Source organism: Desulfovibrio sp. 86 (genome assembly GCF_902702915.1).
Lineage (GTDB): Bacteria > Desulfobacterota > Desulfovibrionia > Desulfovibrionales > Desulfovibrionaceae > Desulfovibrio.
On record NZ_LR738849.1, the window covers coordinates 3,063,101 to 3,082,409 of the forward strand.

Sequence of the window (19,309 nt, forward strand, 5' to 3'; positions counted from 1 at the left end):
CTATTTTGTATATGTGCTCGCGCCAGTACCATTCGACATAACGCGGTACGCCCCGGTGTTGCGATAAAACTAGGAGCAACCCACCTTGAAATTGGCCTGGCAAATGAGCGCGCAGACGCTCGGCGTGAAGGCATACGCGCAGTTTGTTTGCTCCAATGGGCTGGCGGCACATCATTTTTATTGCCGTGCTGGCTGTGGCGGAACACTTGCCTGTGCCTCTCCCACAGTGTCGTGCCGATCAAAATCTGGAGCTGGCGCAGGGAAAACGGCTTGAAATGTGCAGGCTTTGCGCCAGGGGGAATGAGAATGACGAGCATTCTGGCGCAAAGCCTGCGAAGAAAACAGAAACGTGCTGTGACATGCCAGGAAGTGCGTGAAAAAAACGCAACCACGAGCGCTTTTCACCTTTTCCTGCGCATTCATTTCATCTCGAGAGCATTTTCGCATTGAGAATATCTATTCTCAATGCTTTCAAGACGCCCGCTCCGGCGCGTAACAGCTCAAATAAATTGCGCTTACGCCTCCGGGGCGGGCGTCTGCTCCCGCATCCGCCAGAGCAATTTCAAAGAGAAATTGCTCTAAAAGCCGTGCAGTTTTTCAAGGCAGATCGCGTCAGAGTTACCGCGTTTTGGATTTTCTCTGGCGGCTGTGTGAAGCTGGCACGTGTGGTGACGGCGTAACGGGATGTTAAGAACTGTGGATACACAGCTTCAACGGTCAGTCGCCCTAGTCCAGCCTGAATCCCTTGCCAAGCGCGTCGGAGGGGTCAATGACAAACTGGTGAAAACCCGTAAGATAAGCGGTTCCGCTTACCTCCGGCACACCGCCCTTGCAGGGACCCACGGTGGCTGGTTCCACAATTCTCGCCGTGAACTGGGTGCCTATGACGCTCTCATGCACGAATTCCTGGTTCAGTGCCAGTTCGCCCTTGGCAAACAGTGAAGCCACACGTGCGGAAGTACCAGTACCGCAAGGAGAACGGTCGAGGGAGTCGGGCAGGAAAACCACAGTGTTACGATATGTTGCCTTGGGATCGTCAGGTGTGGTGTAGAACATCACATGGGTGATGACATTGATAAAAGGCTGTTCCGGATGCTTGAAATCCACGGCCTTGCGCACGGCTCCGCCGAATGCCTGGGCGGCTTTTTCAATGGCGGAACGGTAGCCGGAGCGCAGGTTCAGGCCAGGAAAATATTTTGCGTCAGTGATGGCGTATGTATTGCCGCCGTATGCCACATCATAGGGAACTTCCCCTATGCCGGGCACGTCAACCGTGCCGGAGCAGAACAGAAAAGAAGGCACATTGCGGAAGGTTACGCGAGTCACCTTGCCGTCCTTCATTTCCGCCCTGGTTCGCACCAGGCCGGCAGGGGTGTCGATATTGACATTGCACACTTCGCCTTCAGGCACGATGGTTCCGCTTTCAAGCATGGCAGTGACGCAGCCTATGGTACTGTGCCCGCACATTGGCATAAGCCCGCCAGCGTCAATGAACAGTATGCCCATATGAGCTTCAGGGTTGCAGGGGGGAACCCATATGGTGCCTGACATGTTGCTGTGGCCGCGCGGCTCAAGCATGAGAGAACTTATAAGCCAGCCGAGATGCTCTTTGGCGTAGGCCATTTTCTCCTGCATGGTTGTTCCCTGGATAGCAGGGCAGCCAGCCACCACATTGCGTGTGGGATTGCCAGCCGTATGGGTGTCAATGGTCTGGATCATGTGAGACAGTTTCATGGCGGCTCCTCTTGAGTTATGGCTATGGCCTGGCCAGTTCGCATCCGGCGGACTGACCAGGCCTGTCGTGGCTATCTGTCAAGGTTGATGAATATGGTTTTCTGCTCGGTGTACTGGTCGTGGGACTCGCGTCCCTTGTCCTTGCCGCCGAAACCGGAAAGCTTGTATCCGCCGAAGGGTGTCGTGTTGTCTCCTTCGCTGAAACAGTTGACGGACACGGTGCCTGCTTTGAGTTCGCTTGCAAAGGCGTGCGCCTTGGTCAGCGACTCGGTGAAGATGGAGCCGTGCAGGCCGTAGCAGGTGTCATTGGCCAGGGCCAGCGCGTCTTCGTCAGAAGTGGCCGTAAGGATGGCCGTAACAGGGCCGAAGATCTCTTCGCGCACCACTGTGGCATCGCGCTTCACATTGTCAAAAATCGTGGGTTCGATGAAAAGGCCGCTGCCGATGGGGGCCGCTTTGCCGCCTGTGACAATGCGTCCACCTTCGGCCTTGCCTTTTTCAATATACCCCATGACGGTCTTGAACTGCTGCTCGCTGACCATTGAGCCAAGAGCGTTGGCGGGATCAAGGGGGTTACCCATCCGCCATTGGCTGAGGGCAGTCACAAACGCGCTCAAAAAGGCTTCTTTCTTGCTCGCGGGCACGATAATACGCGAATTGGCGGTGCAGTTTTCGCCCATATTCCAGAATGCGGCGGAGCAGGCCTGGCTTGCGGCAAACTCGAAGTCGGTAAAGTCTTCAAGCAGCACAAAGGGGCTTTTGCCGCCAAGCTCCAGCACCACGCGCTTCAGATTGCTTTCGGCAGAGTATTGCAAAAAGCGGCGTCCCACATCGGTGGATCCGGTAAACGAAAGGACGTCAATATCCATGTGCCGACCCAGGGCTTCACCCACAAGGCCGCCGGGGCCGGGCAACACTTGAAGCACGCCTTCGGGAACTCCGGCCTCTGCCGCCAGTTCGGCCAGGCGCAGTGTTGAAAGGCAGGTGACGCTGGCGGGCTTGATGATGACGCTGTTGCCTTCGGAAAGAGCGGGACCAAGCTTCCATCCGACCATTTGCAGGGGGAAGTTCCACGGCAGTACGCAGGCAACGACGCCTGACGGTTCACGTACGATAAGCCCGCGCTTGAGGTTGCCGGAAGGCGAGGTGCTGCCGTACTGCTTGTCGCTGAATTCGGCATGCCACTCCAGGCATTCGATGGTTTCAGGCAGGTCGGTACACAGGTTTTCGCGAATGGGCTTGCCGCTGTCGATACTTTCAAGCACAGCAAGCTCAACCATATGTTTTTCCATCAGTCCGCAAAGTCTGAGAAAGATTTTTTTGCGTTCAGTGGGGTGCATCTTGGACCACACCCCGGAGTCAAAAGTTTTGCGGGCCACAGATACGGCCTTGTCCACGTCTTCTTTGCCGCAGCTTGCAACTTGAGCCAGATCTTTGCCTGTAGCGGGGTTGATGGTGGCAAAGGTCTTGCCTGAAGCGGCAGAAACAAACTTTCCGCCAATGAATGCCTGGGTCGGATATTTCAGATTGGCTGCCAGATTTTCGTATTCCTGGCAGGTAAGGAACTGTGACATTGAGTTTCTCCTCTTTAAAAGCCTTTGCGGTTAGAGCAATTTCACATTGAAATCACTATGGCGACTGCGTGGGCAGCGCTGGCCGGGAAGGCATGTGCGCAGTTTGTCTGCGCTGTTAAGCGCTGTGGCGGGGCGTTGAAGCCGTTGCTGCTGCATATCCTCAACGGTAATCCGCTCTGGAGCAGTTTGCGAATGGAATTTGTTAACTGCTCGGCAAGGATTTACTGAAAATCCTTGACTCGAAATGCGAGCAGGCAGGTTTTTTCCTGCCGGAAGCAAGCATTTCAAAGTTAATCTGCCCTAGTTGAGGTCAGGCGGCATGGGCATGTCCGCCAGCTCTCCCAGATTCAGGGGGAAGAGCGGCGGCTGGGCCGTGTACTGCGGTAACTGATCAAGCGGCAGTCCCTGAGTGTGGGCGATCATTTCGGCCACAGCCTGTCCGCACATGCGGCCCTGGCAGGTCCCCATGCCGGGGCGGGCCTGGGCCTTGAGACCATCCGGCGAAAAACATCCTTGCCTGATGGTCTGTTGAAGTTCTGCGGCCGTGAGTTCCTCACAGCGGCAAACCACGGCATCGTCCGCCGGTTGCAACTGGGACGGCGTGGGAGCGAAGTATTCATCAAGAAAGGGCTGCAGAGCCTGGCAACGCCTGACAATACTCATGTGGGAGTCTGCAAGCCGGTTGCGTTCGCTCATATTCAGGCGGCCCAGTTCGTGACAGATGCCCAGGCCAACCAGCCGGCCTTCCGCCTGTGCGGCCACAGCGCCACGAACACAAGCCACGTCGCCCGCCGTGCGTATGCCGGGCACGCTGGTCTGGCCCCATGCGTCGGCGCTCACGTGCCAGTAGCGCTGCCGTTCATCCCAGGTATGACGGCACCGGGCCAGGCGGGTAATGCGGCTTTCGGAAATGACGCCTTCATGCAAAAGCAGGGTTGCGGCCTGGAGGCTTTTATTGTTGCCGCTCATGCTGGCGAAATTAATTTTAAGACGTTCCGTTTCAACCTGTTCTATCCTGAGGTCGCGAACGGCAAAGAAGCATTTTTGCGAGAAAACGGTTTGTGCGGCCATGCCGATGCCGTGCAAGAAATATCCGGGACGGGCCAGGGCTCCGGTTATATGTTTCATGGCCCGCAGCACGTTGCTGATTCTGCCCGTGAACAGCACGCCAGCCACAGGAATCTTGAAGTGGTGCATATGCACAGCGGCCTGGAGAATGAGCGGACCGTTGCCGCACAGCACCACAGGAGCCGGGGGCAAAAGTGAGGCTGATTTGAGCAAAATGTCCGAAGCGCCGGAACCCATAACTCCGGGCAGGGTCCAGCCTGGCAGCGGAACAGGGCGTTCCATTGCTCCGGTGGCAAGCACAACCTGCCGGGCAGTCATGCAGTGACTTTGGCCCGGTGTACTGAAATATACCCTGTCCGGGGCTATATCCCACACATTGGCGCTGGGCAGAAAAGTCGCGCCGCAGTTCTTGAACTCTTCCACCAGCGGGAGACCGGCAGAATAGTCTGAACCAAGACGGTTAACGAGGGCAGAGGAACCGACACTTCTGAATATCTGGCCGCCGGGTTCGGTTTGGCGGTCAAGCACCAGCGTGTGCAGCCCCTGCCGCGCTGTTTCAATGGCTGCGCACATGCCTGCGGGGCCAGCGCCGACAATAATGACATCCCATATGCTACGCATGATTGCAGCCCTCCTTGCCGAAGTCGGGAACCCCGTTCTGTCGGTTAACCTGCATGCCTTCAGCCACGGGAACGAGACATGACTGCTGGTTGGGGACGCCGTTAATAGTCATGAGGCATTCAAAACAAACGCCCATCTGGCAGTATGGTCCGCGTTTGTGCCCGCCATGCGTGGTGCGTGTCCAGCCATGCGACGCCCCGAGTACGGCGGCGGCGACGGATATGCCTTCTTCAACCTCAAGAGGTTGGCCTTCAAAATAAATGGTCACCTGCCTGCCCGCAGAAGGGGTGGTTTTGACAGACATGATTGTCCTCCTCAGGCAGTGGTTGTTGTGGCAGAAAGTGCCGCCGGGCCAGAGCCGAATCTGTCGAGGCCCATATAGCTGATGTCCATGAAAGGAGCCTGCCCGCGCACCATCTCTGTAATGAGTTTGCCCGTAATGAGTGAAAGGCCTATGCCGTTTCCTTCATGTCCGGTGGCGACAAAAAGCCCCTGAAGATGCGTGGCCGAAATGATGGGCTTGGCGTCCGGAGTGCAGGGCCGCAACCCCGCATAGCAGCGGATGATTCGCGTATCAGCCAGGGCAGGGTAAAAATGGCGGGCGCGTTGGGCGATAATGCGCATGACCCTGGGGTCGGGGCGGATGTTCATGCCGACGTAGCGACGGCTGCTGCCAAGCAGGATTGTTCCTGCGTGGGAGGGTTCAAGCACAAAGGCAACGCCAAAATGCTCCATTTCAGGCGTGGCATTGCAGCGCGTTTTACCACCCTTTGCCAGAAGGTAGCCGTATTCCGCATAGTTTTTTCCCACCAGATTGCGTACGCGCTCGGTCACGACAACATGCCCCTGGCGCGGCCTGACGGGAACGGAGATGCCCACCATGTCGGCAAGCAGGGGAGTCCAGACGCCTGCGGCGAGGATGACGTTCTCTGTATGGATGAGTCCCTTGTCCGTTTCAACCGTGGTGATCCGCCCTCCATCGGTGCGCAGTCCCGTGACGCTTGTTCTGGTCATGAGGGTGGCGCCGTTGGACTCTGCATGCAGGGCGAGCCCCTGACAAAGCCGCATGGGATTAAGCTTGCAGTCGCCATTAAAATTCAGGCAGGCCAGGATCTTGTCGCCAATATTGGGCTCATGGTGGCGCAGGTCGTCCCTGTCCCACAGGGTGACGTCAATGCCCTCATTTTTCTTGCCTTCATAGTTGGCGCGCACAGTGTCGAGATCCCGTTCGTCATCAACCAGCAGGCCGAGCCCCTCGGGCGAAAACTCGAAATCCACGGGCAGAAATTTTGCTGCATCATGAAACATGTCCTGCCCGTATTTGCAGAACTGGCTGTATGCGCCGGGGGGCGTGTCATAAGTGACCACATGCCCATCGCAGCGGCGGCTGGATCCCCAGGCGAACTCACCCCGCTCGACAAGGGTCACATCAATTCCGTCCATGGCAAGATAGCAGGCTATGGCTGTACCTACCGCCCCCCCGCCGATGACAACGGCTCCGGCGGTGTGTTTGCTGCTCATGGCAATTCCCTTTGCTTCAGATTTTCCGGTATGTTCATGAGGGGCCGCCAGAAGCCGCCCCTCATGAACGGTGCTAGCAAAAGTCAGTCTTCTTGAGAATTTTTTCAAGCTCTACACGCACTTCCTCAGAAATGGGCTGTCGGGGCATACGCAGCGTGCCTGTCCCGAATCCCTTGAGCGCAAGCGCGTGCTTGACCACCTGCCAGAGTTCGCCTGTGTCTTCCAGCAGACGCAGCAAAGGCAGCATTTGCCGGTATACCTGCCGGGCCTCATCAAGCTTGTGTTCTTTGACAATAAGGTTGTAGAGCTTGACGCACATGGCGGGGGCAATATTGGCAAGCACGCAAACCCAGGCCTTGGCGCCCATGACAAAGCTTTCATAGGCCAGGCTTTCGCACCCGCAGAATACCACCAGCTTGTCGCCCACTTCGTCCACAGAACGGGTCAGCCGCATGATGTCGCCGCTGGATTCTTTAAGAAAACCCATGTTGGGCAGCTGGGCGCATTTTACCAGAGTTTCAGGCGATACGGCCACGCCGCAGCTGCCGGGGTTGTTGTACACCATTACCGGCAGTGGGCTTTTGCCGGAAATGTATTTGTAGAATTCATAAATCTCATGCTGGCTGGGATGCACGGCGGGAGGAGGAAGAATCATGACGCCCGCAGCGCCTATGGATCCTGCATGCTTTGACAGTTCAACCGAAACATCGACGTTGGGCGAAATGGCGCCCACAATTACCGGAACCTTGCCGTTTACTTCCTTCATGGTGAATTCGGCAACCTGCTTGCGTTCTTCGGTGGAAAGCGCTGGCCATTCGCCAGTGGCTCCCACGGGCATGATGCCGTGTACGCCTGATTTGAGCAACCACTGGATATGTTTGGATATAGCGCCGTAGTCGATGCTGCCGTCCTGATTAAAGTGCGTCACCGTTACTGCGAAAATACCGTGAATGTTGTTCATGTATCCTCCATTGGATGTTTGTGCATTGTCTCTAGCAAAAAATCTACCAACAGCAGGTGAAACATAACTACATAGAAAATATGGCTGTTTTGGATTGCTTTTTTGCCCGTGTGTGCCATGCTACAGATTTTGATGCGTCACAACACTACAGGTGTAGCCTTGCGCTACACTCTGATGAAACCTATTTCTTGCCGCCGATGATGGGTACAATAAGGATGGCTGAAAGCAGTGATGCCGCAGTCATGACGATGAAGAATCCGTTCCAGCTTGTGGTTTCAATGACCATAGCCAGCGGCAGGCCGGTGCAGGCGGCTCCCAGGTATCCGAAAAGTCCTACAAAGCCTGTGGCCGTGCCCGCGTATTCCTTGTGGCAGACTTCGGCGGCGGCCATGCCGGTGAGCATTTGCGGGCCAAAGATGAAAAAGCCGATCAGAAAAAACACGGAACCAAGGGCGATTTTGGAACTCAGGGGCAAAAGCCAGAGCGCGCCCACGGAACACATGATGCCCAGCATGAAAATGATGTTCATCGGGATGCGGTTGCCCTTGAACAGTTTGTCCGATCCCCATCCGGCGACGATGGTGCCGATGAAACCGCCGATCTCAAGCATGGTGATGGCGCTGTTGGCCACAAGCAGGTCAACGCCATGTTCCGTTACAAGGTACATGTTGGCCCAATCGTTGACGCCGATGCGCACGACGTACACAAGCACGTAGGAAATGGCCAGGAGCCAGATGTATTTGTTGGTGAATACGTAGCGGCGCAACACCTGCCATGTGGTGAGCGAGCTTTCGCTTTTCTTTACCTGCTCCAGTTCCAGTTGGTCCTTGCGCCATTCTCCCACCCTGGGCAGTCCCATTGATTCCGGTCTGTCCCGCATGATGATGCAAAGAATGATGCCCGCCACAATCCCGATGATGCCCGGAATGATCATGCCGTAACGCCAGCCGTAGTGTATGGCCAGCCATCCCGCGAGCAGTGGAATAATGGCGCCGCCCACGTTGTGCGAGGTGTTGCACACGGCCCACCAGAAGCCGCGCTCGTTGCGCGAGTACCATGTGGTGAGAATCTTGGTGCAGGGCGGCCAGCCCCAACCCTGAAAGAAGGCGTTGAGTCCCCACAGAATGGCCAGTGCCAACAGGGACGAACTCATGCCGAAGGCTATGTTGATGATGCCTGTGATGATGAGCCCAACGCCCATGAAATAGCGGGGATTGGACTTGTCGCTTATGATGCCACCCACAAACCGTGACGAACCGTAAACGATGTAGAAAATGGTACTCAGGATGCCCACGTCCGAGAGCTGCCAGTCAAGGTCTTTGAGCATGGCTGGCATGATTGACTTGTAGCTGTTGCGGGTGAAGTAAAAAATGGCGTAACCAAGCCATATGGATGCCATCATGTGTATGCGCCAGTATGCGTAGTCTTTGTCTATCTCTTCCGCGCTCTTGGTAACCGGGCGCGCAGGTGATGCTTTAAAGAAATTTACCATGGCGTATCCTTAGTGCAAAATGGGCGGGTATATCGCCGGATGCGCAGAGCAACGTCAGGAAAACTGCTCTGGCGAGAGCGCATGCAGGTGTTCGGCGTGAAGCCGTATGCGCTGCTCGCACTGGCAAGCGCCGGAGCATGCGTGTCCGAAGCTTTGCAGGCGTATTCTCAGCGGCAACCCGATCTAGCGATGGGCCTTGATTTCACGCAAAACCTGTTCATGCAGCCTGCTGTCGCCACATGCCAGAACCTGCATGCCGGAATGCATGGTCAGAGGATTGCCCTCCCAATCGGACATGACGCCCCCCGCACCCTCAATGATTGGCACAAGAGCGCAATAATCCACTTCGCGCATGATTCCGCTGTCAAAGCAGAGGTCTATCTTGCCTGCCGCAAGGCTCATGTAGCCATAGCATGCGCCGCCGTAGACGCGCCATTTGGTGGATGCGATGAGGTGATTGTAGGCCGCCCTGTCGGATTTAAAGACAAATTCGGTATTGCTTGAAGCCACCAGGGCGGTGGCGAGGTCGGTATGGGGGCGGGTTTGTATGGGCAGACCGTTGACTGTGGATTGCCGCCCCTTTATCCCCACCCAGCGTTCAGCCATGACGGGCATTTCCACAACACCAAGAACGGGTACGCCGTTGCGGCACAGGGCAATGAGCGTCCCGTAAAATGGATAGCCCACAATGAACTGTCGTGTGCCGTCGATGGGGTCGATCACCCACACGTATTCGGCTGTGGCGGCGTCGGCCCCATATTCTTCCCCAAGCATGCCGTGATCTGGAAACGCGCCAGAAATGATTGAACGTATTTCACGTTCCACGCGTTCATCCGTCTCCGTCACCGGGCTGGCGTCAGTTTTGGTTTTAAAATCATAATTTCCACGCAGATATTTCTGTCTGTGTTCCGTGAGTATCTGGCGTGAAACGTCCGCAGCCTGCATGGCTATGTCTAAAAATGCTTCATACTCTGGCATCGCAATGTCTCCGTCTGTAAGGGGGGAGGATGCAGACCGGTTGGTCTTGTAAAGGCGTTCACTGCCGCGTCGCGGCTGGAATTCATGCCTGATTGTGTCATTGGAATGTGTAAATGCAGTTTTCTATTCAAAATACGCATATTTTATTTTTTAAATAATAATTTATTGTAAAATGTTATATATAAAAGTTTGTTGTGCAACAATACTATGTGTTCAAAGCAAATAGTAGTCAGGTAATTTTGTATATCAGCAAAAAATCTGCCAACTTTGCACAGACTGGCGTGAAATGCTGATGCCATCGGGATGCTCGGTGTTGCACAATAAATTTTAGATTGGTAATATATAAAATAATTGTAGCATAACGCTACAGTCGTGTTTGCTTACGCTACACGACAGGAGGAATAATGACATGAGGTGTCTCCCCATCGACTTCTCACCACAAAATCCCGTGTACCAGCAAACGGTCCATGAAGCCTGGAAGGATTTCATTGATGGCGGTGAAATCCGGGGGCGTGTGCCCGAGCATATTCTGGATGGATGGCTGCTCAGCCGCGATGCCTGTATTGACCCTGTGCGGGTTCCCGACGTGCCGGTGCTGGAACGGGTTCATTTTGAAGACTTGTGCAGCCAATTCGCCACGTTGCTCAATGCAGCGGCTCCTGTGCTGGAAATGCTTGATTCATGCATTAGCGGAACTGGCCACATGGCAATTCTTACCAGTTCCTCCGGGCATATTCTTGCTACCGTGGGCGACAAGGATTTGCTTGATGTGGCCCGTACCCAGTACAACATGCCCGGTGCTGACAGAAATATCGACAAGGTCGGCGCTTCAGCCATAGGCATGACCCTGCAACGGCGTCGTCCGGTGCAGATATACGGTTATGAGCATTACAATGCTGGCCTGCATTCGTGGCGTTGTGCTTCCGCTCCCATTCTGGCTGATGCCTCGGGCGTTCTGGCCGTGCTGACCATTTCGGGCAATATTGCCAGTCCCGAGATACAGGCGCTCGCGCTGGTGACGACCTTTGCCAACTATATAGGCATGCGCGTGCGCCAGCAGACCATAGAAACCACCGGGCAGAAGCTTGAGGCTTTATTGCGGAATGCCCATGATTCCCTGACCTACCCATTGCTGGTGCTTGATGGCAATGGCGGCATCACCCACGCCAACAGGCATGCATCAACATTGTTTACTTCTGGCGAACTTGAGCTTCCGGGAAGAAGCGCTGTTTCTCTGGTGAGCTCTCTTGATGCGCAAAGGCTGCAACGGGCTCTGGCCGGACAAAGGCAAGGTCATGACACCCTGACATTTCTTACGGGCCAGGGGCCACAACGCATCGCCTGCACATTTTCGCCTGTGGAACTGAGCGCGGGAAGAACCGTGGGGATGGCCCTTGCGCTTAACCTGGATACGTTTGCGCCGGGCGGGCGAAACAGGGGCAAAACAGCCAGCGGCCCGCTTCCGACCTCCTGAAAGGCCGTGTTGCCGACCCGTGAGGTCGAGTCCGTCCACACAGCCACATACCAGTTCTCAGACATCCTGGGGGCCAGCCCCGCTTTGCGGCAGGCTATCAACTTTGCCCGTCGTGCTTCCCGCATGGCCTCACGCATCGTTATTTTGGGAGAAAGCGGCACTGGTAAGGAACTTTTCGCCCAGGCAATTCACAATGCCGGAAATGAGCCAGATCGGCCCTTTGTCGGCATTTCTTGCGCCGCCATTCCCAATAACCTTATTGAAGCCGAACTGTTTGGTTATGAAGAGGGCGCTTTTACCGGAGCGCGAAAGGGCGGGCAGAAGGGTCGGCTTGAAGCGGCCAATGGCGGAACGCTCTTTCTGGATGAAGTAAACAGCTTGCCATTGGCAGTGCAGGCCAAGCTTTTACGCGTCCTGCAGGAAATGACTTTTTCACCTCTTGGAAGCAATCACCTTGTTCGTCTTGACGTCCGAGTCATTGCCGCAGGCAATACAAATCTGGCGGATGAGGTGCAAGCGGGAACCTTTCGGTCTGACCTCTATTACCGTCTCAATGTCTTGGAAATCGAGCTGCCACCTCTTCGAGAACGTAAAGGGGATGTGGAATTGCTGGCAAAAACATTCTGGCGCAAGCTTTGTGCGCGTATGAACCTGCCCATGGTAACCGTTGAGCCTGCCGTGTTGGAAATGCTCAATGCCTATTCCTGGCCGGGCAACGTACGTGAATTGCAAAACGTATGCGAAAGGGCCCTGGTGCTCTCTGACGGGGCTTCCATCAGGCTTGATTGTCTGCCACGCCATATTACCGGAAAGAACGTGACGGTTCTGGCTGCCGGGCAACCAGAGGTTGCACTTGGGCATGCTTCCATGGACGATTTGTGTGAAAATATGGTGCGTAAAACGCTGGAAGCCGCTGGGGGAAACATCAGCAAAGCCTCTGAGACGCTGGGCATAGCCAGAACGACTCTGTATAGAAAAATGAAGAAATATGGCCTGGGGCAGTAGTTTTTCATCGGGCAGGGCGCAAAAGATGAAAATTGTAATCACCTGTCTGGCTTTCCTGACCTGTGCGCCGCGCAAGAATGGCGCGGGCTTTGTTTCGCGCGTGTGGGCGTAGTGGGGGGGGGCAGTGCTCCTTGCCGTGTTGCGGAGCAGCCCTGTTTTGTGCCGCATACTCGTGTGGGCCAAGGCAAGATGCGCAAAAACACAGTGTGTCATTGGGTGGGCAAAAAAGCCTGACTCAGGCCATACAAGAATGTGCGCAGGATAACAAAAAAGAACACAGCATAAATTTTTAGTGAAATATCAAAGCCCCGGCGATGAGTTCCGGGGCTTTTTCCGTTTGACGTCTTGACGATTTCATCATATGCGGGCATAACAAAAAATAACAAAATTGACTAAAAAGCAACATCAAACTGTCACAAAAACAGGATTGCCATGCTGCCAGTTGAACGCCGCAGAAAGATGGCCCGTCTTATCAAGAGCCAGGGCGCGGTCAACAGCCGTGAGCTTGCGAAAGCTCTTGGCATTTCCGTTATGACGGTGCGCCGCGACCTCAAGGTGCTGGAAGATCAGAAGCAGCTTGAAATCACCTGGGGGGGAGCTGTTCCCGTGGGGTTTGAGGCGCATGACATCCCCCGGTCCCACAAGGCGGGCAGCATGCTGGAGGCCAAGGTGGCCATTGCCCGCGCCGCATGCGAGTTTATACAAGATGACTCGTTCATCGGCCTTGATGCGGGCACGACCACCCTTGAACTGGCGCGCCTCTTGCCTTCACTGCCGCTCACGAATCTGTCCGTGGTTACGCCGGACCTTGAAATCGCGCTGCTCCTTTCCGGCTACCCCCATATTGAGGTTTTTCTCACCGGGGGCCGGATAGACCCCATCAGCCGGGCCTGCAACGATACCGACTCTGTGGCGTATCTGCGCCGCATCCGCACCACCGTGGCCTTTGTTGGCATTAACGTGTGGGGGACCCAGCACGGCGTGACCACCAGCTCTTCGGAGAAGATGCATCGCAAAGTTCAGCTCATGAACAGCGCTGACAAGAGCATTCTTCTGGCCGATTCTTCAAAATATGCGAAATTCAGCCCCTGGCGTGTGGCCGGAGTGGAGGATTTTTACCGCATCATCACCGACCACGGCCTCAGTCATGACGCCCGGCAGGCCCTTGAAGGCGTCGGGGCCCATTTGGTTTATGCCGGAGCCTGATCAGGCTATCCGCTTTTCAATCCTTTGTACCGGTCTGGCCAAACGCCGCAAGGACCAAAAGAGTTTGCCATGAATATAGCTGTAATTGCGGACGACTTTACAGGAGCCAACGCCAACGGGGCGCTGCTCACCGCCAAGGGTTTTTCCAGCGCCACCTGCCTCGGGTTGGACAAGTGGGACCCCCAGTATTTCTCGGCTTTCACTGCGGTTTCGCTGAATGCGGAAAGCCGCCTGCTTTCACGTCAGAAAGCGTGGGACGCCGTGTATGCGGCGGTAAAGATGTTCTGCGCCGAAAAACCCGCGCTGGTTTCCAAGCGCGTGGACTCCACACTGCGCGGCAACGTGGGCGCGGAGATCGAGGCCGCCATCAAGGCAATGGACGACAGCTACGGCCACGAACAGTCCCTTGCCGTACTGGTGCCTTCGTATCCGTCTTCCGGGCGTATCTGCGTGGGCGGCTACCAGATTGTGCACGGCGTGGCGCTGGAGCGCTCGCCCATTGCACAGGATGCGGCCACGCCCGTTAAGGACACGTCCGTTCTCAGGATTTTTGCCGCGCAGAGCGCCATGAAGTGCGGGTTTATCCCCCTTGAAAAAATTTTGGGCGGCGCGGCTATCGTGCGCCAGGCCATTGAGGTTCTGCGTGCGGAAGGGTGCCGGGTTGTGGTGTGCGACGCTGTGGCTGATGAAGATATCACCACCATCGCGCAGTCTCTGGCCGATGCCCCGTATCCCCTGGTGTCGGTTGATCCCGGCCCCTTCACTGCCGAGCTGGCGGCCGTGCGCGTGCAGGCCCCCCGGTCGCAGTATGAAAATCGCGTATTTCTTGCCATTGGCAGCACCAGCGAGCTTACCCGCGTTCAGATGGAAGCCCTGCACCTGGCGCATCCCAGCCATATGGTGCCCATGAACGTGCGCAAAATTCTGGCCGGTAAGGACGAGGCCGCCAGCGAGTGCGCGCGGGTGCTCGACGCCGTGACCACGCCGCCGTCCGGCGCCACCGTGCTTGGCGTCTGCACTGCCGCCAGCAAGGAAGACGTTTTTTCTCTGGACGAGATGTCGCGCAAGATGAACCTCACGCACTCGGAGATTTCTCAGCGCATAAACGAAGCCATAGCCAACGTGACCGATGCGGTGCTGCGCCGCGAGGACTTGGGTATTGGCGGCCTGTATACTTCGGGCGGCGAAGTCACGGTGTCTGTTATCCGTACGCTGAAAGCGGGTGGTTTTACGGTGCGCGACCAGGTTCTGCCCCTGGCCGTGTACGGGCATATTATCGGCGGCGTTCAGGCCGATCTGCCGATGATAACCAAGGGCGGCTTTGTGGGCGACAAGGGCAGTCTGGTGGAATGCGTGGAGTACCTTTTCACCAAGATTTCCACACGCAAACGCCCGGCCTAGAGCAGTTAACGAATGAAATGAGTTTGCTCGGCAAGGATTTTCCTGAAAATCCTTGCCGCGAAATGCGCGAAGGCAGGCTTTTGCCTGCCGTAAGCGAGCATTTCAAAGTTAAAATGCTCTAGTGTGGCGGCGTTTACCGTTGCCGGTGAAATCCCATTACTGAAATTACAAAAATAAGGAAATTCAATATGAAACCGTTGATTTGCGCCCCCATGGGCGATCCGGCCGGAGTCGGGCCGGAAATTCTGGCGGCGTCTCTGGTGGACTCCGTTGTGACCGATGTGGCCCGTGTGCTTGTGGTGGGCAATACCGAGATCATGAAGCGCGCCTCCGCCATCATGAACGTCAGCCCCGACTTCAATGAGGTGGGCGAGAATCTCGAAGGCTGGCGCGACGGCGCGGCCAACATCCTGAATCTGGACAATGTGGACCTGGCCGGATTTGCCTATGGCAAGGTGCAGGCGCACTGCGGCAAGGCTGCATTCGAGTATATCAAAAAGTCCGTTGAGCTGACCATGGCAGGCAAGACCGACGCCCTGGCCACCACGCCCATCAACAAGGAATCCCTCAAGGCAGGGGGAGTGCCCTATATCGGGCATACAGAAATTCTGGGCGACCTTACGGGTACGAAAGATCCTCTTACCATGTTTCAGGTGCACAGCCTGCGCGTGTTTTTCCTCACCCGTCACCTTTCTCTCATGGACGCTTGCCGCGCCGTGAAAAAAGACCGCGTGCTCGACTACATCGCCCGCTGTTCCGAAGCCATGCGCCTGCTGGGCATTGATAATCCCAGCATCGTGGTGGCTGGCCTGAACCCCCACTGCGGCGAGCACGGCCTGTTCGGTAACGAGGAAGACGTGGAGATAGTGCCCGCCATTGAAGAAGCCAAAAAGCGTGGCTTCAACGTGCACGGTCCCAATCCGGCGGACTCCGTTTTCCACTTTGCCCTCAAGGGCGGGTGGGACGCGGTGCTTTCACTGTATCACGACCAAGGGCACATCGCCACCAAGATGGTGGATTTCGAGCGCACCATCTCGCTTACTCTGGGCATGCCCATACTGCGCACCTCGGTTGACCATGGCACTGCCTTTGACATTGCCGGAAAGGGCAAGGCCAGTCCCGTGAGCATGGTGGAGGCCATCCGCCTTGCAGCGTTGTATGCATATAGTTTTAAAAGGGCCAATGTCTGAGGACTGTTCCAGAAAAGAGGCCCCTGGAGGGTTGGGGGTCTCTTCTGGAGTTTTTGTGCCGTTCACGCCGGCTTTTCACTGTAACTACCTGTCTGGAGAATGATGATGGGAACCGCCCAAGCCTTTGGAATTGGCTATTCAATGACAATGCTGGCCATTGCCATTGCCATAGTCATCGTGCTGTGTATCTGGTTCAAGATTCACGCCTTTGTTTCCCTAACAACTGCAAGCCTGTTCCTCGCGCTGACGCACAATATGGAACTGGCGAAAATTGTCGTGGCCTTTGAAGGCGGCCTTGGCAAAACCCTGGGTTTTCTTGCGCCTATTCTTGCCCTTGGGGCCATCCTCGGCAAACTTATGGAAGTTTCGGGCGCTGCCGAAAGGCTGGCACGGACGCTCATTCGCATCCTTGGGCAGTCCAGGGCGCACTGGGCCATGATGATTGTGGGTTACGTTTGCGGCATTCCAGTGTTTCTTCAGGTGGGCATCATTCTGTTGACGCCTCTCATGTTCTCCATTGTCAAGGAATCCAAGCTGCCCCTCATCCAGGTGGGCATGGCGCTTGTGGTGGCCCTGACAACGGTTCACTGCATCGTGCCGCCGCATCCTGCGGCCATGGCGGTCACCGATTTGCTCAAGGCTGATGTGGGCAAGGTCATCTTCTTTGGCCTCCTTGTGGGTCTGCCCGCCGCCAGTGTTGCCGGGCCCATGTATGGCAAGTTCATTGCCAAGCGCCTGCCCGCCGTTCCCCTGACCGGCGCGTACGCTGGCACCGAACCCCGCAAGGAATCGGAACTGCCGCCCTTCGGCAGAACCCTCTTCGTGGTGCTGCTGCCCCTGCTGCTCATGATTGCCAAGACCGTCGTGGAACTGAGCATCGACAAGCAGAACCCGCCTTCCTACATGACCTATGTGAACTTCATCGGCACGCCCATGATCGCCCTGTTCATTTCGGCGGTGGTGGCCTACTTTGTGTTGGGCCTTGGCCGTGGTTTCACCTGGGATCAACTGGGACGCTTCAGTGAAGCCGGCATGGCTCCCCTGGCCTCCATCATGCTCGTCATCGGCGCGGCTGGCGCGCTTAACCAGATCATCACCGACAGCGGCGTGGGTCTTGTGCTCAAGCAGGTGCTTACCAGCATCCACATCAGCCCCCTGATCCTCGCCTGGGTTATTGCCATCACCTTGCGCTTTGCACTGGGCAGCGCCACTGTGGCCATGATGACTGCGGCGGGGCTTATCCTGCCTGTGCTCAGCGCCAATCCCAACCTTGATCCGGCCCTCATGGCCATTGTTATCGGCGCAGGCGCCATCGGCGCTTCGCACGTGACAGACTCCGGCTTCTGGTTCGTCAAGGAGTCGCTTGGCATCCCCATGGGGTCCATGTATGCGACCTATACGGCCGGCACGACCATTGCGGCTGTGCTTGGTCTTGGCGGCACGCTTCTGCTGCAAATGTTCCTTTAGCCTTTTCGGCCGTCCGGGCTGGGGGGCTTGCCTTCCCGGCCCGGAGCCGTTACCCCCATTTCTATACTGACCTGACGTGCTGAATCCTGGCTGCACGTCAGCGTCATCCACAAGGAGCATTTCATGAAAATCGTTATTGCACCGGACTCGTACAAGGAGTGCCTGTCAGCCCTGCAGGTAGCCACGTTCATTGAGTTGGGCTTTCGAGAAGTGTTTCCGCATGCCGACTACGTCAAGGTTCCTGTGGCCGACGGCGGCGAGGGGACGGTGGAGGCCATGGTTGAGGCCACCGGCGGCCAGCGCATCGCCGTGACGGTCAAAGGCCCTCTGGGCGAACCCGTTGAAGCTTTTTACGGCCTTACGGGCGACGGTAGCACGGCTGTCATTGAAATGGCCACCGCCAGCGGCCTGGGCCTTGTGCCGCCGGAAAAGCGCAATCCCCTGAAAACCACAAGCTACGGTACGGGCGAGCTTATCCGCGCCGCCCTTGACGCCGGGGCCCGTAAATTCATTCTCGGCATCGGCGGCAGCGCCACCAATGAAGGCGGAGCAGGCATGCTTCAGGCCCTTGGCGTACGGCTGCTGGATGCCGATGGGCAGGAAATCGAGGCCACTGGGCTTGGTCTTGGCAAGCTGGCCCGCATTGACATGTCTACTTTTGACCAAAGGCTGAAAGACTGCGTCATTGACGTGGCCTGCGATGTGGATAATCCCCTGTGCGGCCCGCGTGGCGCGTCGGCCATTTTTGGCCCGCAAAAAGGCGCTACGCCGGAACTGGTGCAGCAGCTTGACGGCTACCTCAGAAATTTTGCCGATATTACGCTTCGTGACCTTGGCGTGGATATGGCCGAAATCTCCGGCGCTGGCGCAGCCGGCGGCATGGGCGGGGGCATGTACGCCTTTCTTGGGGGGCGTCTGCGCCCCGGAAGCGAGATTGTGACCGAGGCCGTGGGCCTGGATGCTGTGGTGCGTGACGCTGATCTTGTCATTACCGGCGAAGGCCGCATTGACGGGCAGACGGCCTTTGGCAAGGCTCCTGTGGGCGTTGCCCGCGTCGCCAAGCTCCACGGCAAGCCTGTCATCGCCATCGGCGGCTCGTTGCGGCATGATGCCGATGTTGTGCATGAGCACGGCATTGACGCTGTGTTCAGCATTCTTTCCAGCCCGTGCACCATTGCCGAAGCTCTGGACGCGGGGGAGAACAACCTGCGCACTGCGGCCCGCAATATCGCCGCGAGCATTGCCATTGGAAGTCAGCTTGGCGCTGTGGCCAATACGGGAAAATAGATGCTAGCTGACTATCTTGAATGCTGGCGAAAGCAGCCACGCTTTAACGCGTTTTTTCTTTGCGCCATGGCCCTGGCCTGGGGCGTCTATGCGCTCATCTGGCTTACGGGCATCGCATGGGGATCACAGGCGGCCAACATACTGGTTTTCACCATTGCCGCCATCTGTTTTATCTTCATCTTTGTCTTGCCGAAATATTCATTCCGCATTGTGGCCATACACTACTTTATTATGATTGTTACCCTGTTGCCCTCACTTGCCAACGGACAGGAGCTATTGCGCCAGAGCGGCTATTTCAGCTGACAGGAGCATATTAACTTTGAAATGCTT

At 56.4% G+C, this 19,309-nt stretch carries 16 protein-coding genes; 8 read left to right on the forward strand and 8 right to left on the reverse strand.

Annotated elements, in window-relative coordinates:
• Positions 1-726: 726 nt before the first annotated feature.
• The 8 genes from DESU86_RS12490 to DESU86_RS12525 form a co-directional block, all read right to left on the reverse strand.
• Entirely contained in the window at positions 727-1,734 is a 1,008-nt protein-coding gene (locus DESU86_RS12490) for a proline racemase family protein (RefSeq protein WP_179981342.1), read from the reverse strand.
• A 71-nt stretch (positions 1,735-1,805) separates the two neighbouring features.
• Positions 1,806-3,308, reverse strand: coding sequence for an aldehyde dehydrogenase (locus DESU86_RS12495; protein ID WP_179981343.1), 1,503 nt, complete (start codon positions 3,306-3,308; stop codon positions 1,806-1,808).
• 300 nt (positions 3,309-3,608) lie between these two features.
• On the reverse strand, positions 3,609-4,997 hold the full coding sequence (locus DESU86_RS12500) for an FAD-dependent oxidoreductase (protein ID WP_179981344.1): 1,389 nt from the start codon (positions 4,995-4,997) through the stop codon (positions 3,609-3,611).
• Positions 4,990-5,301 (reverse strand): (2Fe-2S)-binding protein, encoded by a 312-nt coding sequence (locus DESU86_RS12505; protein ID WP_179981345.1) that lies wholly within the window; start codon positions 5,299-5,301, stop codon positions 4,990-4,992. Before DESU86_RS12505 ends, DESU86_RS12500 begins: the two co-directional genes overlap by 8 nt.
• An 11-nt stretch (positions 5,302-5,312) precedes the next feature.
• Positions 5,313-6,518, reverse strand: coding sequence for an NAD(P)/FAD-dependent oxidoreductase (locus tag DESU86_RS12510; protein ID WP_179981346.1), 1,206 nt, complete (start codon positions 6,516-6,518; stop codon positions 5,313-5,315).
• Between the two features lie 73 nt (positions 6,519-6,591).
• Positions 6,592-7,479, reverse strand: a complete 888-nt coding sequence (locus DESU86_RS12515; RefSeq protein WP_179981347.1) for a dihydrodipicolinate synthase family protein — start codon at positions 7,477-7,479, stop codon at positions 6,592-6,594.
• A 181-nt stretch (positions 7,480-7,660) separates the two neighbouring features.
• Positions 7,661-8,971 (reverse strand): MFS transporter family glucose-6-phosphate receptor UhpC, encoded by a 1,311-nt coding sequence (uhpC, locus tag DESU86_RS12520; RefSeq protein ID WP_179981348.1) that lies wholly within the window; start codon positions 8,969-8,971, stop codon positions 7,661-7,663.
• 183 nt (positions 8,972-9,154) lie between these two features.
• Entirely contained in the window at positions 9,155-9,949 is a 795-nt protein-coding gene (locus tag DESU86_RS12525; RefSeq protein WP_179981349.1) for an inositol monophosphatase family protein, read from the reverse strand.
• 409 nt (positions 9,950-10,358) lie between these two features.
• Here DESU86_RS12525 and DESU86_RS12530 point away from each other — a divergent pair, with 409 nt between their 5' ends.
• The 8 genes from DESU86_RS12530 to DESU86_RS12565 all read left to right on the forward strand — a co-directional run bounded on the left by DESU86_RS12530 (position 10,359) and on the right by DESU86_RS12565 (position 19,282).
• A complete protein-coding gene (locus DESU86_RS12530) occupies positions 10,359-11,423 on the forward strand; it encodes a PAS domain-containing protein (RefSeq protein ID WP_179981350.1) in 1,065 nt (354 codons plus the stop codon).
• A gap of 6 nt (positions 11,424-11,429) precedes the next feature.
• Positions 11,430-12,428, forward strand: a complete 999-nt coding sequence (locus tag DESU86_RS12535) for a sigma-54 interaction domain-containing protein (protein ID WP_179981825.1) — start codon at positions 11,430-11,432, stop codon at positions 12,426-12,428.
• Between the two features lie 432 nt (positions 12,429-12,860).
• Complete coding sequence (locus DESU86_RS12540) at positions 12,861-13,634, forward strand: DeoR/GlpR family DNA-binding transcription regulator (RefSeq protein WP_179981351.1); 774 nt, start codon at positions 12,861-12,863, stop codon at positions 13,632-13,634.
• Between the two features lie 69 nt (positions 13,635-13,703).
• Positions 13,704-15,035, forward strand: coding sequence for a four-carbon acid sugar kinase family protein (locus DESU86_RS12545; RefSeq protein ID WP_179981352.1), 1,332 nt, complete (start codon positions 13,704-13,706; stop codon positions 15,033-15,035).
• Between the two features lie 188 nt (positions 15,036-15,223).
• The gene (pdxA, locus tag DESU86_RS12550; RefSeq protein ID WP_179981353.1) at positions 15,224-16,225 is read left to right on the forward strand and encodes a 4-hydroxythreonine-4-phosphate dehydrogenase PdxA; all 1,002 of its coding nucleotides are present in this window, start codon (positions 15,224-15,226) and stop codon (positions 16,223-16,225) included.
• A 105-nt stretch (positions 16,226-16,330) separates the two neighbouring features.
• Entirely contained in the window at positions 16,331-17,692 is a 1,362-nt protein-coding gene (locus tag DESU86_RS12555; protein ID WP_197957564.1) for a GntT/GntP/DsdX family permease, read from the forward strand.
• A gap of 123 nt (positions 17,693-17,815) precedes the next feature.
• Positions 17,816-18,979 carry a glycerate kinase gene (locus tag DESU86_RS12560; RefSeq protein WP_179981354.1) on the forward strand — a complete coding sequence of 388 codons (1,164 nt, stop codon included), beginning with the start codon at positions 17,816-17,818 and terminating at the stop codon, positions 18,977-18,979.
• Positions 18,980-19,282, forward strand: coding sequence for a hypothetical protein (locus tag DESU86_RS12565; RefSeq protein WP_179981355.1), 303 nt, complete (start codon positions 18,980-18,982; stop codon positions 19,280-19,282).
• Positions 19,283-19,309: the final 27 nt, after the last annotated feature.

Excerpts from the sequence above, each read along its gene's own strand:
- DESU86_RS12490 (WP_179981342.1), bottom strand. The coding sequence starts at position 1,734 with ATGAAACTGTCTCACATGATCCAGACCATTGACACCCATACGGCTGGC.
- DESU86_RS12495 (WP_179981343.1), bottom strand. The coding sequence starts at position 3,308 with ATGTCACAGTTCCTTACCTGCCAGGAATACGAAAATCTGGCAGCCAAT.
- DESU86_RS12500 (WP_179981344.1), bottom strand. The coding sequence starts at position 4,997 with ATGCGTAGCATATGGGATGTCATTATTGTCGGCGCTGGCCCCGCAGGC.
- DESU86_RS12505 (WP_179981345.1), bottom strand. The coding sequence starts at position 5,301 with ATGTCTGTCAAAACCACCCCTTCTGCGGGCAGGCAGGTGACCATTTAT.
- DESU86_RS12510 (WP_179981346.1), bottom strand. The coding sequence starts at position 6,518 with ATGAGCAGCAAACACACCGCCGGAGCCGTTGTCATCGGCGGGGGGGCG.
- DESU86_RS12515 (WP_179981347.1), bottom strand. The coding sequence starts at position 7,479 with ATGAACAACATTCACGGTATTTTCGCAGTAACGGTGACGCACTTTAAT.
- uhpC (WP_179981348.1), bottom strand. The coding sequence starts at position 8,971 with ATGGTAAATTTCTTTAAAGCATCACCTGCGCGCCCGGTTACCAAGAGC.
- DESU86_RS12525 (WP_179981349.1), bottom strand. The coding sequence starts at position 9,949 with ATGCCAGAGTATGAAGCATTTTTAGACATAGCCATGCAGGCTGCGGAC.
- DESU86_RS12530 (WP_179981350.1), top strand. The coding sequence starts at position 10,359 with ATGAGGTGTCTCCCCATCGACTTCTCACCACAAAATCCCGTGTACCAG.
- DESU86_RS12540 (WP_179981351.1), top strand. The coding sequence starts at position 12,861 with ATGCTGCCAGTTGAACGCCGCAGAAAGATGGCCCGTCTTATCAAGAGC.
- DESU86_RS12545 (WP_179981352.1), top strand. The coding sequence starts at position 13,704 with ATGAATATAGCTGTAATTGCGGACGACTTTACAGGAGCCAACGCCAAC.
- pdxA (WP_179981353.1), top strand. The coding sequence starts at position 15,224 with ATGAAACCGTTGATTTGCGCCCCCATGGGCGATCCGGCCGGAGTCGGG.
- DESU86_RS12555 (WP_197957564.1), top strand. The coding sequence starts at position 16,331 with ATGGGAACCGCCCAAGCCTTTGGAATTGGCTATTCAATGACAATGCTG.
- DESU86_RS12560 (WP_179981354.1), top strand. The coding sequence starts at position 17,816 with ATGAAAATCGTTATTGCACCGGACTCGTACAAGGAGTGCCTGTCAGCC.
- DESU86_RS12565 (WP_179981355.1), top strand. The coding sequence starts at position 18,980 with ATGCTAGCTGACTATCTTGAATGCTGGCGAAAGCAGCCACGCTTTAAC.